16 protein-coding genes and 1 tRNA gene are annotated in these 15,658 nt (G+C 32.0%); 10 read left to right on the forward strand and 7 right to left on the reverse strand.

Going from position 1 to position 15,658, the window contains the following annotated elements:
* Positions 1-146 precede the first annotated feature (146 nt).
* From CF599_RS08200 to CF599_RS08225, 6 genes are all read left to right on the forward strand, one after another.
* Positions 147-725, forward strand: a complete 579-nt coding sequence (locus tag CF599_RS08200) for a Crp/Fnr family transcriptional regulator (RefSeq protein ID WP_121965552.1) — start codon at positions 147-149, stop codon at positions 723-725.
* A gap of 113 nt (positions 726-838) precedes the next feature.
* Positions 839-1,264 carry an acetyltransferase gene (locus CF599_RS08205; RefSeq protein WP_121965553.1) on the forward strand — a complete coding sequence of 142 codons (426 nt, stop codon included), beginning with the start codon at positions 839-841 and terminating at the stop codon, positions 1,262-1,264.
* Between the two features lie 324 nt (positions 1,265-1,588).
* Positions 1,589-1,765, forward strand: a complete 177-nt coding sequence (locus tag CF599_RS08210) for a histone H1 (RefSeq protein ID WP_121965554.1) — start codon at positions 1,589-1,591, stop codon at positions 1,763-1,765.
* 73 nt (positions 1,766-1,838) lie between these two features.
* Positions 1,839-2,489 (forward strand): metallophosphoesterase, encoded by a 651-nt coding sequence (locus CF599_RS08215; RefSeq protein ID WP_121965555.1) that lies wholly within the window; start codon positions 1,839-1,841, stop codon positions 2,487-2,489.
* A gap of 190 nt (positions 2,490-2,679) precedes the next feature.
* Positions 2,680-4,086, forward strand: a complete 1,407-nt coding sequence (locus CF599_RS08220) for a PLP-dependent aminotransferase family protein (RefSeq protein WP_121965589.1) — start codon at positions 2,680-2,682, stop codon at positions 4,084-4,086.
* 84 nt (positions 4,087-4,170) lie between these two features.
* On the forward strand, positions 4,171-4,683 hold the full coding sequence (locus CF599_RS08225; protein WP_121965556.1) for a hypothetical protein: 513 nt from the start codon (positions 4,171-4,173) through the stop codon (positions 4,681-4,683).
* Between the two features lie 66 nt (positions 4,684-4,749).
* Here the strand turns inward: CF599_RS08225 and CF599_RS08230 are convergent, their stop codons facing one another.
* The 4 genes from CF599_RS08230 to CF599_RS08245 form a co-directional block, all read right to left on the reverse strand.
* Entirely contained in the window at positions 4,750-5,556 is an 807-nt protein-coding gene (locus tag CF599_RS08230; protein ID WP_121965557.1) for a hypothetical protein, read from the reverse strand.
* A 27-nt stretch (positions 5,557-5,583) separates the two neighbouring features.
* Complete coding sequence (locus CF599_RS08235) at positions 5,584-6,099, reverse strand: GNAT family N-acetyltransferase (protein WP_121965558.1); 516 nt, start codon at positions 6,097-6,099, stop codon at positions 5,584-5,586.
* A 531-nt stretch (positions 6,100-6,630) separates the two neighbouring features.
* Positions 6,631-7,356 (reverse strand): SDR family oxidoreductase, encoded by a 726-nt coding sequence (locus tag CF599_RS08240; protein ID WP_121965559.1) that lies wholly within the window; start codon positions 7,354-7,356, stop codon positions 6,631-6,633.
* A 182-nt stretch (positions 7,357-7,538) separates the two neighbouring features.
* Positions 7,539-8,315 (reverse strand): DUF3667 domain-containing protein, encoded by a 777-nt coding sequence (locus CF599_RS08245; protein WP_121965560.1) that lies wholly within the window; start codon positions 8,313-8,315, stop codon positions 7,539-7,541.
* A gap of 279 nt (positions 8,316-8,594) precedes the next feature.
* Between CF599_RS08245 and CF599_RS08250 the strand changes: the two genes are divergently transcribed.
* Positions 8,595-10,274 (forward strand): alpha/beta hydrolase-fold protein, encoded by a 1,680-nt coding sequence (locus CF599_RS08250; protein WP_121965561.1) that lies wholly within the window; start codon positions 8,595-8,597, stop codon positions 10,272-10,274.
* 98 nt (positions 10,275-10,372) lie between these two features.
* On the opposite strand, the gene CF599_RS08255 is transcribed toward CF599_RS08250, so the two are convergent.
* Positions 10,373-10,915, reverse strand: a complete 543-nt coding sequence (locus CF599_RS08255) for a cysteine hydrolase family protein (protein ID WP_143824806.1) — start codon at positions 10,913-10,915, stop codon at positions 10,373-10,375.
* 93 nt (positions 10,916-11,008) lie between these two features.
* On the opposite strand from CF599_RS08255, the gene CF599_RS08260 reads away from it, so the two are divergent.
* The 3 genes from CF599_RS08260 to CF599_RS08270 all read left to right on the forward strand — a co-directional run bounded on the left by CF599_RS08260 (position 11,009) and on the right by CF599_RS08270 (position 13,556).
* Positions 11,009-11,557: a GNAT family N-acetyltransferase gene (locus CF599_RS08260; RefSeq protein ID WP_121965563.1), complete on the forward strand. Its 549-nt coding sequence runs from the start codon at positions 11,009-11,011 to the stop codon at positions 11,555-11,557.
* Positions 11,558-11,708: 151 nt separating this feature from the next.
* Positions 11,709-12,275, forward strand: a complete 567-nt coding sequence (locus tag CF599_RS08265) for a hypothetical protein (protein ID WP_121965564.1) — start codon at positions 11,709-11,711, stop codon at positions 12,273-12,275.
* 267 nt (positions 12,276-12,542) lie between these two features.
* Positions 12,543-13,556 (forward strand): S41 family peptidase, encoded by a 1,014-nt coding sequence (locus tag CF599_RS08270; RefSeq protein WP_158221774.1) that lies wholly within the window; start codon positions 12,543-12,545, stop codon positions 13,554-13,556.
* A gap of 68 nt (positions 13,557-13,624) precedes the next feature.
* Here CF599_RS08270 and CF599_RS08275 read toward each other — a convergent pair whose 3' ends face one another.
* On the reverse strand, positions 13,625-14,467 hold the full coding sequence (locus CF599_RS08275; RefSeq protein ID WP_121965566.1) for a hypothetical protein: 843 nt from the start codon (positions 14,465-14,467) through the stop codon (positions 13,625-13,627).
* A gap of 455 nt (positions 14,468-14,922) precedes the next feature.
* Positions 14,923-15,007, reverse strand: a tRNA-Ser gene (locus CF599_RS08285).
* Between the last annotated feature and the right edge of the window lie 651 nt (positions 15,008-15,658).

Consider the following 15,658-nt stretch of genomic DNA (forward strand, 5'->3'; position numbering starts at 1 on the left):
TTTGTTTTGAGTGAGTAAAGTTCTTGAGTATTTAAAGAAGATCTATGAAAATCGAGAATAAAGTAAGTAAAGGGTATTTATAGTATCTGTTTTATGCCTTAAATTTGCAGTAAATGCAGAGTTAAGGATATATAAATACGTATAAAATGCTTTTAGAGAAATTACTTGTCGAGTTTGATACAGATATATCAGTGTTCTCTACTGAGCAAATCGCTTTGTTTGATACTTATTTTGAAGAAACTAGTGTGAAGAAGAGTGATTTTCTGATAAGAGAAGGAGAGGTAGAGTTGTATAGTTATTTTATCTATGAGGGGATATTTAGATGTTGGACTTTAAATCCCAATGGAGAGGAGCAGACCTTTTGGTTTTGTAAGGAGGGGACTTTCTCGATGTCTAATATCTCATTTACTTTACAAGAAAGAGCTAATTTCTCAGTACAGGCTGTTACAGATACTATTGTTTATAAAATACACAAAGATAAGATAGATGAATTATATAGCGTTATACCCCATCTAAAATCAGTATTTGGAGGTTTAACAGCTATACTCCTCAATCGTTTGTTACAACGCAATATTGATGTGATCAAATATTCTCCTGAAGAGTATTATTTGAAGTTGATAGATGAGTATGGAGTCGCTATTAATTATATTCCTTTAAAGGATATTGCATCTTATCTAGGGATTACTCCTCAGGCATTAAGTCGCATTCGCAAGCGTATTTTTTAACCTAAAATAAGCAGGAGACAAATTAGCTTACCCTGATTTAAACGTATTTTTTAACTTAGGTTCAGTAGAAAGAAAAGCAATGTGGAGAACTTTGCCTTACTAAATTTAATATTATGATTAGAAGAGTTAAGATTAATGAATATCCTAGATTAGAAGAAGTTTGGGACAGTGCAGTAAGTAATACACATCACTTTCTAGTGAAAGAGGACTTTGAGTACTTTAAGAAGAATATTGTAAACTATTTTGAATTCGTCGAACTGTATGTGCATATAAATAGTACTGAGCAAATAACAGGATTTATAGGTGTTGCAGATGACAATTTAGAAATGTTATTTATCCACAATGATTTTAGAGGGAGTGGGTTAGGTAAATTATTGCTTAACTATGCTATAGATAGATTACATATTTCGAAAGTTGATGTCAATGAACAGAATCAGCAAGCAGTTGGTTTTTATGAGCATATGGGATTCAGATTATTAAACAGATCTGAAACAGATGGACAAGGAAAGCCTTATCCTATCTTACATTTAGGCTTGTGATTATTTCTGTTTGTGAGGAATGAGTAATGCTTTTTTGTATAAAAACACTGTGTTTTAGGACCTAAATCTATAATGTCTCCATTATTTTGAGCAGTATCTATTCACTTTTTTAGCTAAGAGTAGTAATGACGGGCATTCAACTGTTTTAGGTTAAGGATATTGAATGTGAGTGAATTAGGTTTGTATTGCAAAATAAAAAGTAAGAATGTATAATTAGTATGTGTCAAAACAGAGGGGTAAAGTGATAAAAAAGTCAGCAAATACTGTGTATATGTGAGATTATATTCTATTTTTGTAATACATATTTAAAATGTAAAAATTACCATGAAAGAATTAATTGAAAAAATCAACGCTGAATTTGAAGCGTTCAAACAAGATTCAGCTTTACAATCAGAAAACGGAAACAAAGCTGCAGGTACTAGAGCTCGTAAAGCTTCTTTATCTATCGAGAAACTTTTAAAAGAGTTTAGAAAAGCTTCATTAGACGCTTCAAAACAATAATAATAAAAAGCTCCTACCGAATAAGTAGGAGCTTTTTTTATTCCCTATTTTTGCAAGGTTCAAATAAGATCTTATGCAATATTTTATCATTGGTGATATACACGGTTGTTACCACACATTTTGTTCTCTTTTAGAACAGTGGGATTCTCAGACAGAACACCTGATTCTAGTAGGGGACCTTATTGATCGAGGAAATTATAGTTGGTTAGTCATCAATAAATGTTGTGCTTTATTAGCAGAACCATCCGTGTCAGTCACTATTCTTAAAGGAAATCACGAAGCTGAGTTAATTCAATATATCCATGATGGGCATCACGAGATATGGACTTCGCAGTGTGGATTAGCTACTTTAGCAGACTTTGAGAAGCATAGTGTTGACTTGTCTCATTTATTACCTTGGTTAGAGAACCTTTCCCTTAAGTATGAGACTTCCTCATTTATAATTACACACGCAGGAGTATCTGATACGATTAATCCATATGACGAGTCTAATTGGGATGGAGTATTATGGACACGTAAGCCACTAGCTAATCTTCATAAACTACAAGTGCACGGACATACTCCTTTAAAACAAAACCACCCTCAATATACTCTAGATAGCAATTCGTATAATATAGATACAGGCGCTTATTATGGATATGGCTTGACAGGGATTAAACTTAGCCCTCAAGCTGAAGTATTAGATATTATCACTATTCCTACTGATATAAGGGATATAGAATAAGGAGTAAATTTGATTTAGTTGGGCGAAAGGCTGTGAATAATATCCTTAGTCTAAACTAATGGAGGTTGGGGCAAATAATGAGAATAGTAATTATAAAAGTAAATAAAAATCTATCATTTTAGTGCGTAAATCTGAGTTTCTGTATTTAATATTTTAGTTATAATTGTATTTTTGTTCAGTACAGATTTATATTATGGGAAAGGATTATAAATACAAAATCTTCACTTCTAAGATAGAAGAGGCTATACTAACAGGGTTATTAAAAGAAGGAGATAGACTCCCATCAATTAGAACGATTAAATCAGAGTATAATCTAAGTGTCAGTTCCGTGCAGAGTGGTTATGATTACCTTGTGTTTAAAGGATTAGTTACCGCAGTACCACGTTCTGGATATATAGTAGCTCGTCAATCTATACAACAATTACCTCAAATAGAATTATCTACGATTCCTAAAGACGCCGTTTTTAGAAAGAAGGTGCATCTGATTACTAATCAAAGTAATTATAGAGGACAAACAGTACTTAATGAAGCAAGCCCTTCCGATATTTTTATTCCACAGAAGTTGGTATTAAAGACAATGCAGAAGGTTATAAAGGAGAAAGGAGCATCCTTACTCCGATATTATCCTAATAATGGTTCTGAAGAACTTAAGGAGTTATTAGTGAGGAGATCAGCATTACACGGAGCTTCTATCTCTAGTGATGAACTACTCATTACAGATGGAGCCTTACAAGCTTTATATATTGCTTTAGCATCTATTACTTCACCGAATGATATTATTGCAGTGGAGAGCCCTTGTATCTTTTCTATTCTAGAAGTTATTGCTAATCTTAAGTTGAGAACAGTAGAAATACCTGTGCGTTTTTATGAAGGTTTTGATACAGATTATTTAAAAAAAGTATGTCTGACGAATGATATAAAAGCTATTGTATTAACTCCTAATTTTCATAATCCGACAGGTGTATTAATGACTGATGAGAGTAAAAAAGCTGTCTATCAAGTTGCCTTACATCATCATATCCCTATAATAGAGAATGATATTTTTGGAGATCTTTACTTTAATGGTACTCGACCAAGTAATATTCGCAACTATGATGAAGCAGGATTAGTACTTACTTATTCATCATTTTCTAAATCACTAGCACCAGGTATAAGGTTAGGTTGGCTAGCAGCAGGGCAGTTCTTTTCTAAGATAGAACGCCTTAAGTTTGCACTTGGTCGATCAGTATCTCCCTTAAATCAAGAAGTAATGATAAAGCTCTTACAGTCTTCAGCATATGACAAGCATCTTAGAGTATTTCGTCAACAGTTAGAACGTCAAGCTATGCAACTAGTAGGACAGTTGATTAGTGCGTTTCCTGATTCTCTTCATATACAGTTTCCAAAAGGAGGATATTGTATTTGGGCGCAGTTACCGCTAGATACTGATATGGTTCAGTTTTATAAGCGATGTACTGAAGAAGGAGTACAGTTTACTCCAGGAGCGACTTTTTCTTTTACTGATGTCTATGATACTTGTTTTAGAGCAGTTTTTGCTAAACAGTTAACACTATTTGATTTACAGGCTATAAAGAGAGTCGGAGGGACTACGTTATAAACAGTGTACTGATAGTTTTTTGACAAACTGTATCGATGAGAGTTGATAGGTTGTTTTTATATTTGTATCAAACCAAATAAATCAATGGATATAATATCAAAATTCACAATAGCAACAGAGGAAGGGTTAAGACAGTTATTCTCTCTGCGCAAAGCTCAATTTAATCTATGGTATAGTAATACCGTAGATGCTGATGCTCTTAATCAGTATATCAGTACACAACTAGATTCTAAAGAGGCTACACTAGAGCTTAATAATCTAAGTACGCAGATGTTATCTGTATTTGTCAAAGAGGAAGCTGTGGGGTATGTTATTATACAGCAAGTGCCTAGTCCGGATAGTCTTAAAGAACTAAAAGTGATTAACTATGCGCCTTTCTATATTATCCCAGCTCATAATACGGCTGAAGTAAGAGAATCTCTGTGGAATAAATGTCTATCGCTAACGCGCAACTATGATGCGATTTGGATAGAAGTACTGCAGGATGATGTTCAGATTCCATTCTTAGAACAGTGTGGATTTAAGATAGAAGAACAGCGATTTATGCCTCCTTTTGGCAAGCCATCTTATATTATGATTCGCAAAAAAGACAGTTAATTAGTCGATGTCATATTAAAACCTAAAGTCAATAACTAGAAGTGTATATCTATGGTTGTTGACTTTTTAATTTGAGAGTATAATGCTAGTTAGACCTACTTTGATTCTACGCTTATTTACTTTATAAATGTTATCATAAGGTAATAGTTTTAAGTTACCTTGTTCGTTGTAATAAGATTGTGTACCGTATTTTTGTAGTTTTCCATCATCAACTAATATTTTATCATATAAGTAAACAACTTCTTTATTCGTTAGATATCTTTTTTTGATTGCTTTTTCTATTAGATGAAGATATTTTTTCTGAAACCTAGTATTCGAATGTAATAGTATTATTAATGCATAATGACTACTTTCTTGTTTATCCTTAATAGCATTTAAAAAATCACAATTATCAAATATGTTGAATAATAACCTTTGGTTTAGGGCATCTATTTTTTCATCGTTGTTACCATCAGTTCTATTTTTTTTATCTAATTGGTAAGCTTCTTTTAGCAGTGCATCTATGTTATTACAATCAATGTTTATCTTAGAAACTATACTATCTGCATACACACCATAAGTTAAATAGAAGCTTATATCTTTTTTTAGAACGTTATCTGATTTTTTCAGCTTTCTAAATTTGATAACTAAGGAATCATTCTTTTTGTCTAAATAACGATCTATGTAGAACTTAGACATAGGGTATTCACTTAATTGTTCTTTAGATAATACTTGATTTTTAGGAGATAGTATTTTATATATTCTATTGTTTAGGGAATCAACTTTGATTAAATGCATAATTTGCTTATCGTCTAATTTGATGTATTGTGCATTTGCAGTACTACTAATTAGAATTAATACTAGGAATACAATAAAATAGGGTTGTGATTTCATTTCGTTAGTAGTTTAGTATAAATATAACTATTTCTTTTTTACTAATCTCCATTGAATGAATTCCCCTAAGAGTCCAGTTCTTTTAAACCCTTGTTTCTCTAGTGTCTTGGCAGATCCTGTATTGTCTAAAAGAGATTGTGCAGTGATGAGTTTAACTGAGGGTTGATTAAATGCCCATTGGATTAGACCAGCTATAGCCTCACTTGCATAACCTTTTCTTCTTTCCTTTAAAGTAATACCATATCCTATATCTACAGCACTTCCCAAATTAGGTACTCCTTTAAATCCAATATCTCCAATGATCGTATCATTATCTTTCTTGATGATCATCCACGATTCAAATCCTGACGGAGCAGTTACTTTCTCTAGATTAGTAATAATACGAGGCAAAGTCTCTAGCATATCTTCATCAGGCCAATCTATCGAGGGTTTAAGTCCATACTGAGATAAGATAGCAGTATTCCCTTGAAGTAATTCTTCGCAAATCTCAATAGTAAATGGGATTAAGTAAAGTCTATCTGTAGTAATCTTTTTCAATGTCATTTTTTTAGTTAAACAATAGTACAATAAATATTATTCTGAGGTGATAACAGCTTAACGCTTATAGAGCAGGATTAGTATACTTAATATCGGATTAATGTCTATGCGGTGTTTAGTAAAAGAAGAGTAGCGGAAGAATAAAAGGAGCTTTCTTGGGCAAAAGGCCTTTTAGCCCTACTATAGTCCTATTAATCTCCTATTATTGTCCTAGTATTCGACACCAAAGCCCGAATTTATTGGGGTTAAAGGGGGGGGTAACTTTAGTGGATAATCAGTGTTTTGTTGTTAAGTTGTTGTTTGATAATTAATTATGTTTTTTTAGTATTTAAAAAAATGTGTAAAAAAGTGTATTATCGAAACACTCAAGTACAAATACGATGATAAATGGCCAGAAAAGGACTATTTAGAAGAGTATATTTTAATTTTTTGACTGTTTTAAAGGGGTAAAATAAAAAAACAGGATAAAAAAAAACGCTCATAGTGAATAGACACTATGAGCGTTTTTTTTAAGTTATTTATGTCAATACCTAAGTATTAAGCATCTTGTTTGGTATCAGAGATAATTAGCTCACGTAGTAATACCCCTTGAGGTAAGTCGTAAGTGAATTTGATTGTACGTGCAACGTCGATAGCTCGGATACGGTTAGCCCCTGTGTTCTCTCTCCATTTGTTATAGCCATCTATCATATCGTCATTAGTAGTGTGACCTAATAGTTCAGTAGCTACTGCACCCGGTTCTATAGAGATAACACGTACATTAAATGGGCTAAGCTCTAGACGAGCTGTCTGAGTAACTCCCCTTACAGCGTATTTACTAGCGCAGTAAGCAGCGTGGTTATGGAATGGTAATACTCCTGCGATAGAAGATACATTAATGATCGTACCAGACTGTCTCTCTTTCATATCAGCCATTACTGCTTGCATACCGTTCATCACACCTAAGACATTGATGTCTAGCATACGTTTCCATTCATTAGGATCTTGAGTTGCTAGATCCCCTAATAGCATAACTCCTGCATTATTGATCAATAAGTCTGTCTTTCCATATACAGCTTCAGCTTCACGAATCGCTTTTTCGAAAGCATCTTTATCAGATACATCTACACTTCTGCATAGTGTATTTGGTAGATTAAGAGCTTCCATCTTCTCTAATCTTCTTGCTAACAGTAATAGTGGATGTCCACTATGAGCAAATTCTTTAGCTAGTTCCATACCGAAACCTGAGCTAGCACCTGTGATTACTACTAATTTCTTTTCCATAATTATAATTTATTTTTATACTGCAATTTACTGACAATATTGATCTTATAGCAATAAAGAAGAATCTATTTTATTATATATAGATATTGTAATTAGAACCTTACTTAAACAATTATAAGTACTGAGATAATAAAGAAAAAGGATGTATTTTGGGAATATGTTTAGAGTATATGCTAATTGAGTTAAACTGCTGTAGGCGTGCTTATAAACGATATAATGATAGCAATGAGTATTGCTAATATTAAGAGGATTATATAGGATAGAATTACCCATCCACAGAGCTGAAGTATCTTGATAAAAATACGCTTTGAAGTTTGTTCTTTATAAAACTCTTTAAAGAACCAATATAATACAAAAGGTGTTGTTAGAAGTGATAAGCCTAAAATATTATATACAGCATCTGAGTCTGTAATATAGAAGTATGTTATCGGGTAAACTATCAAAGTGTTTAATATCGTGATAAAAGATAATATGTAAGCATTCATAACGAAATGCTCATAATAGTTATGCCCCCATTTTCTAAAAGTAAACTTCGTTAACAGAGCGAAAAATGGAATGAATAAAAGCATTATGAATGAGTGGTAGTTAGTGAAATAAGCTAAGAACTCACTCATGATTTTATTACTTGCAGGGTTTTTAGGGTTCAAGTCAGAAAGAGGTTTGGCTATCCCAATGAATTGAAATGATACAAGAGCCGAGATACCACTAAGAACAAATGATAACAATATTGGCTTGTATTGATTTATTCTCTTACCATCTATAAATTCTCTAGCTATTTTACCAGGATTGGCAATAACTTTCTTTACTGAATGTAGAAAACCTTTATTAGTATATACTACTACTTCATAGAGTTCTTCTAGTAAATACCCTTTATTTATACGAGTATATTTCTTTTGACCACAGTTGCTACAGAAGTTTTGAGTAACTATTTGGTTGCAGTTTATACAGTTGTCATTCATAGTAATAAAGGTGATTAGTGGTGATTTACTTAATTAGTCACTTAGTAGTGAGCAGTGCAACTAATGTATAAAAAAACTTAATAACGTTTTGTTTTTTTTAAGAATTACTATAGGTATATGTTTAGTTTGGAGTGGTTTTATGATATCTTCGTAGGATAGAATAAAACTTACATAGATGAAGTTTATAAATCTAATAGAATTATTGTTGTTTACTTATACCAAGAATTAGTATTAGAGTCTATTAGGTAGTGTGGTTTAGTTTTATTAATAATTATAATTATGAAGGGATGTACTGTATTACTAGCATTTATGTTTAGTATAGTGGCTTTTGGACAAAATACATATTCAAAGTTGATCAATCAAGCTGATAACTTGTTAGAAGAACATCAGGATGAGCAAAGTAAAAGAGAGGCTTTTTCTCTTTATGAAAAAGCTTTTAAGTTGTACCCTGATAGTATTCAGGCTGTTGATTTGTCTGAAATATCTGTTATAGCATCAGAATTGAAAGAGTCAGATAAAGCTTTTGCCTATCTAGATAGATTAATAAAGATAGAACATGGACAGTACGGTTTTCCGGGATGGCAAAATGTCACGAATAAAAGTGCGCTTGAAGAATACAAGAATCTATTAGAGGATCCTAGATGGACTGTAATAATGAATGAAGCTCAGTCGTTAAAGAGCAAGTTTGAGACTAATTTAAAAAGTATAGAGAAAGAGTTCTATAAAGTGAAATCGACTAAACAATTAAACTTTACTAATGGGAAAAAGTTATATAAAGAGATAAAAGAATATAATCCATATGTATCAAAGGAAAAGCAAGATTACTCTATAAGCTTTAATGTAAATGATACAGCTAAAACTTCTTTCTTTATTCATCTTCCTAAGAACTATTCACCAAATAAGAAGTACCCACTACTATTCTTTTTACACGGAGCGGTTAGATATAATGAGTTTCAAGAGTTTCAAACAAAAGAACTTAGTTTAGAGGGATGGAATAGATATTATACGAAGTATGGCGATATAAATGATGTTATTCTTGTATTTCCAAGTGGAAGTAAGAAGTATAATTGGATGACATCTGATGAAGGTTTCTTTATGGTACCTGCTATGCTAAGAGAAGTGAAAAAAGCAATTAATGTAGATGATAACAAAGTATTTATCGCAGGGCATTCTAATGGAGCGACAGGTTCATTCTCCTATTTGATGAAAGACTCTTCTTCTTTTGCAGGATTCTATGGATTTAATACACAGCCTAAAGTATTTACAGGAGGAACATTTGTAGAGAATAGTAAGAATAGATCTTTTATAAACTTCTCAACAGATGAAGACTATTATTATCCACCTAATGCTAATGATTCATTTACTGCGATGATGAATAGTATTAAAGCAGATTATAAAGAGTACCGTTATAAAGGTTTTCCGCATTGGTTCCCTCAATTTGACGAGTCGGAACCTGCTTATGAAATACTATTTAAGGATTTGAAGGAAAGGAAGCGAAATAGCTTCTCTGAAGAGTTGTCTTGGGAGTTTGATGACAATGTTTACGGTAGTATAGATTGGCTAAGTAATATGAAGTTAGATACACTTGGTCAAAAAGCAGATTGGCATAAAGAACTAAACTTTAAGATAACAAAGTGGTTAGAATATGATAAAGATGATAAACTTCAGATTATAGAGGTAGATAAGAATGCCTTTGATATACCACGTTTATCAGGTAAAGTTATTGCTTGTTATAAAGACAATGAATTTAGAATAGAAACTTCTCGTATTAAATCTCTATCTATTGCTATCTCTCCTGAAATGGCAAATCTAGAAGACAAGATTAAAGTGTATGTAAATGGGAAGTTGTATTATGATAAGAAAGTAGATTATAATACAGCATTTATGCTAGACAGTTTTGATAAAACTAGAGATAGAAGTACGATTTGGATTAATACAATCGATATTACATTAGAATAAGATAGGAGAGTTGGTATGTTATACTAACTCTTTTTTGTATAATATTTTTAGAGAATAAACTTATCTATCTGAAAGTAGAATTACTACTCCTAGATGCTTTATAATAACGATGCTACTATCTCTTGGGTTGGCAATACACTTATTCTATATTTAGTAGGTGTCATATCTGCCCAAAGCCAATTATAATGATTAATAAGGGTAGGAGCATCTACATAAGGGCGGTCAGCTGTAGTGTGAGCATCTGAGGCAATAAAAAGTTCATAGTCTTTAGTCAAAGCAGACTTTACAGTAGCATCTACACAATAGTCAGTAGCACAGCCGCAAATGTATAATTGGGTAATACTGTTTTGCTTAAGGATAGATTCTAATTCTGTCTGATAGAAGGCGTCATTGGCTTCTTTTACTACTGTGATGTCAGTAGTATTTTGTACTAATTCGGGAAGTATATTGTATTCAGTAGTGTTCGGAATTAAACAATTCTCTTTCGATCCATTGTGTTTGATATAGATTATTTTGTCATTTTGCTGATGGAATGCCTCTGCTAGTTGATTGATTTTACTGATCACCTCCATTGTGTTGTATCTAGCAGAATACGGATTGAAACTACCTATCTGCATATCTATAATTAAAAGCGCTTTCATTGACTTAAATTTGGTTGTAAGTAAATGTAAAGAAAATAATGTAGTAATTTTCCCTATTTTAGGAGCCACAATCAAACAAACAAAAAACAACAAATGTTAGAGATTAATTTTAAGATATTTCCTGTTCTAGAGACGGAGAGATTAGTGCTTAGACAAGCAGATCTAAATGATGTAAATGAGATGTATGCTATGCGTTCAGATGCTGAGGTGATGAAGTATATCCCTAGACCACTATCGACAGATGTAAGCGAGGCTGTAGAATATATAAAGTCTATAGATGAACGAATGGAAGAAAAAGAATGTATTAATTGGGCTATTATGCTAAAGGGGGATACTAAGATGATCGGTAATATTGGGTTTTATCGTATGGCACTTGAGAACTATAGAGCAGAGGCGGGGTATATGCTTTTGCCGGAATATCAAGGTAAGGGGTATATCACAGAGGCGCTTAATCGCTTGATAGATTTCGGGTTTAAAGATATGGGGTTACACTCTATAGAAGCAGTGATAGATCCTGATAATATAGGGTCGATGAAAGTCTTAGAGAAGTGTGGATTCGTTAAAGAAGGACATTTTAAAGAGAACGAGTTTTATGATGGTAAGTTCTTAGATACGGTAGTGTATTCTAGATTAGAGAAGTAGGTATGATATCTTTTTAGTAGTAGGTATGATACTATGTTTTTCTATAATAAAGTATTTTATTCTGCCTTATATCTATCTTTTGATTATTTAGTTAAATTAGCTTTATGTTCTAAAGAATAGATATCTCTAATAGTAGTCAAAACTCAAACTAATGAAGCAAAAAATTAAAACATACTCGATACAGTTTATTAAGGAGATCATCCCTGTAGTGGTGGGTATACTGATAGCCTTGTTTATTGATAATTGGAATTCTCAGCGAAAAGATAAAGCGTATATAGATCAAGTGTTTTTAACGATCAATAGTGAGCTAGAGGATTCTAGAGAAGATATTAAGTTTATTCTTCCCAAACAAAAGGCATTAATTGAGGCATTAGAATTGCATACGGATAATAAAGAGATGACTATACTAGAGATAGTTATGGGATCAAAGGGTATCTATATTCCTCAGATTAAGATTAATGCGTGGCGAGCGGTGTCTACGACTAAGATAGATTTAATAGCTTATGAGAAAGTGACTTCTCTATCTAATATCGCTGAGCTCAAGGAAATATTGAGTAATAAAAGTGAGTTTTTAATGAACTTCTTATATTCTAATGTCAATCAGACTGATAAGAATACAAAGCAGACTTTTAAGCTCATCCTTTTAGACATCATCCAAACAGAAAATACTTTACAGCAGTGTATTGAGTTATTTGAGAAGGAGAATGTGAAGAGGTAACTGTGATGTTTCTTCTGAATTTATATTATATACTTAGTTAATTCATTGTTTATGAAGTGTGCTTTTTCTTTTTATTTAAGTCTGATTTCCATATTTTGTTTTGGACAATACACCCATAAGGATTTTAATAATGATCTAGATTTTGTGTATGAAAATTTAAAGAAATCAGCTTCTTATAAAACACAAAGTTATAAACATAAAGTTATAACTAATAAATATATAGAGCTAAAAGATTCAGTGATAACACTTAATATACTAGATAGCTATATGAAACTGTATAGCTTAGTAGATGAGGTAGATGATTATCACAATGAGATATATGGGAACACTCCAAGCTTTAAATATGAAGATATAAAGGATGAATCATTTTTAACAGGTATTCTCAATGAACCACGTTATAATTTCTATCCCAAATCTATAATGAACCTGGATAGTCTAGAAACGGTTTTGTCTAAAAAGATGTTGACAGATTATGAAGGCATTTACTATTATAAAGAGTATTTTAAATTAGCTATTATACAGAAATCTGCTACGTTATTTGAAGGTATCATTTTAGATACTAAGATACCGTCATGGCGACAAGGCGAAACTATATTGTATTTAGTCTATAAAGGAAATAATAGATTTAGATTGTTCAGTGGTAAGTTCATCGATAAACAACTTATTTCTACTATAGATCATTTTAGAGCAGGAAGATTTCTAAGTTTAAATTGGGAGAAAGAGAGAACAACAATGGATTATTATAATGTTGGTTTTCCAACAGAACCATTTACCAAGAAAGAGCTAAATGCTGAGTGTACTTATATCAAATTAGGAAGCTTCGATTCATCAAATAAAGGTATTAAAGATGCTACTGCTTTTTATAACTCCATTAAAGATAATCTGATAAGTAAGAATCTTATTCTTGATTTAAGAAATAATAGTGGAGGAGGAGACAAGAGCTCTGCACAGTTTTATAACCTGTTTAAGAAGTTTAAAGGAAATATATATGTACTTGTAAATTTTAATACCATTAGTAATGCAGAGCAATTTACACTAAAATTGAAGAAATTTAATAATGTGATGGTATTAGGTGATAATACCAGAGGAATGCTTACTTATGGTAGAAATTATGCTGTAGATAAGGTAAGTTCTTCTGCTCTTTTTAGAATACATTTTACGGATATAAATACGCATTGGCGCGAGTATTTACCCTATGAGGGAAAAGGAGTGACACCTGATTTCTATTTATCATCTACTGAAGACTGGATAGAACAGGTAGTCAGAAAGTATTGTGAATAACAGCAATGTAAATAGTAGAATGTATAGATAGTGTTCCTACTATTTATAGTAACTATCTTAATCCGATATTAGTAAAAGTCAGCTTCTATCCAGTCTTTTTGGTTAGTTAGAATATCTTGAGAATCTACTACTTCATTATTTTTGATTAGCTGTACAGAGATAGTTTGAGGTCGATTATGAAGTTTAATGATATAAAAACCCTTATCATTAATAGCTACCTTCTCTCTATTATTAATGAGAATATGAGTCGTCTTAGTATCAAAAGAGTTTTTGATATGCCCAAATAAAACAAATTCTTCTTTAGTCATATACGGTGGGCTATATTCATTAGTGTAGTTATCTAACATATATTGTTTACTAGATTCTAAACCCAGCTGAATGGTATTCTTTTCAGCATCAATGTCGATAGGATAAGGAAGAGTATCTTGTGTATCTGACCAATACTTTATTTGAAAACCATAGGTCTGAACTTTATTGTTTCGGACATTTAATCTATCTGTAAACCAAGCGTATTCTTGATTTGTAATAATTTGCATAGTAAAGAGATCTGATATAAAGTTTTTGTGTTTCTCTTGTATTTTCCCACCAGCGTGTTGTATGATATAGTATAGGTTAGACAGAGATTCATTGTTTAGGCTGATCTGTTTATTTAAATATGAATCTAGAAGAGGTAAGGCTAATTGTTGATTTTCGATATCAATTTTAGACATTGCTATATAACAGTCAGAAAGCTCTTTTTGATCACTATTAGGATTAGAGCTGAGTTTTTCACAACGTTTACGGATGTCTTGTTCTTTCTGGAACAGTTCTGATATAAGTAAGTTAGGATCCTTGTCTTTCAGTTCTTGTGAGAATACTGTACTCGAAGAAAGTATGCAACTAGTTAATAGAATATGTTTTAAAGTGGTCATTATGTATTTTTTATGGTATAATTACGGATGTTTCTTGATCAGCCCAATATAAATAGAGTTTATTTATTCTTCTACCCTATATTTATGTAGTTTAGAATTGGTTTGTATCATAATAATGTAATAATAGGAAAAAAATATCACATAACGTTAAGTAAAGTGTTGAAATTAGTGTGATTACTTAAAAATAGCTCTGCTTTTGCCTATTTACCTTTGCTAGTATTTCATCTTAGATCATCTTTTATTATTAGCATAATTATAGAGCTAGATAAGGTCTGGGCAGCCTCAGTTAATTTAAACTTTAAACAGGAGAACAGTCCCTGATTAATAGAAGAAGCATCGTCGACTAACGTAGCCTCAGTTCCATTATGTACGGGGTATTCTCCACTAATTGGGTGCAAATTAGGTGCACATTGAGTAAAAAAAAGCCCGACAACTAGTGTTATCGGGCTTTTCAGCGGAGGAAGAGGGATTCGAACCCCCGGACCTGTTACAGTCAACAGTTTTCAAGACTGCCGCAATCGACCACTCTGCCATTCCTCCTTTGGTCTGCTATACTTTCGTATTGCGAGTGCAAATATACAGCAAAGTATGATGTTTGCAAGGTTTTTTGAAATAAATATTAGTGTTTTTTATATTGGTTTTTGTAACTTGTTTATTTTGAATTGATAAAGGCGTTGTAGAATAACTACTGATAGGTTAAAGAACTTAAATGGATGTTGCACTATACAAAAGTTTCAATGTATTTGATGTGATTGTGTTTAAAGGGAATTGCTATAATTACTGTTTACGGTTATTGATGACTATTTGGTCTGCTTTTTATACTAGTTGTAATTTGGTATTCAATGTTTCTGTAAGAGAATTTAGGTTGAGGTATGATGAGGTAATATTTTAGTGATTAGATATTGAGATAAGGATCAGCAAACCTAGAATCAAAATAAGCAGTGGATAATTATGAGTTGGGATGCTTTAGGAGAAGTGATTTTGGGAGTTAGACGGAGTGTAGTGAATAGTGTCAGAAGGAATATTGTCAGAAGGAATATTGTAGTTGATTCTTGACGTATTAAGTAGAGTGGATTATGTGTATTCATATAAAATACTGTTTATTAATGAAATAAGTTTTTTAGAAGAGTAGAATAATAAGTGTTAAAAAAAATGTCTTCAACTAGCTTAAATGTTGTGATTCTGTTGTAA

Source organism: Myroides sp. N17-2 (assembly GCF_002286775.1).
Taxonomy (GTDB): Bacteria; Bacteroidota; Bacteroidia; order Flavobacteriales; family Flavobacteriaceae; genus Flavobacterium.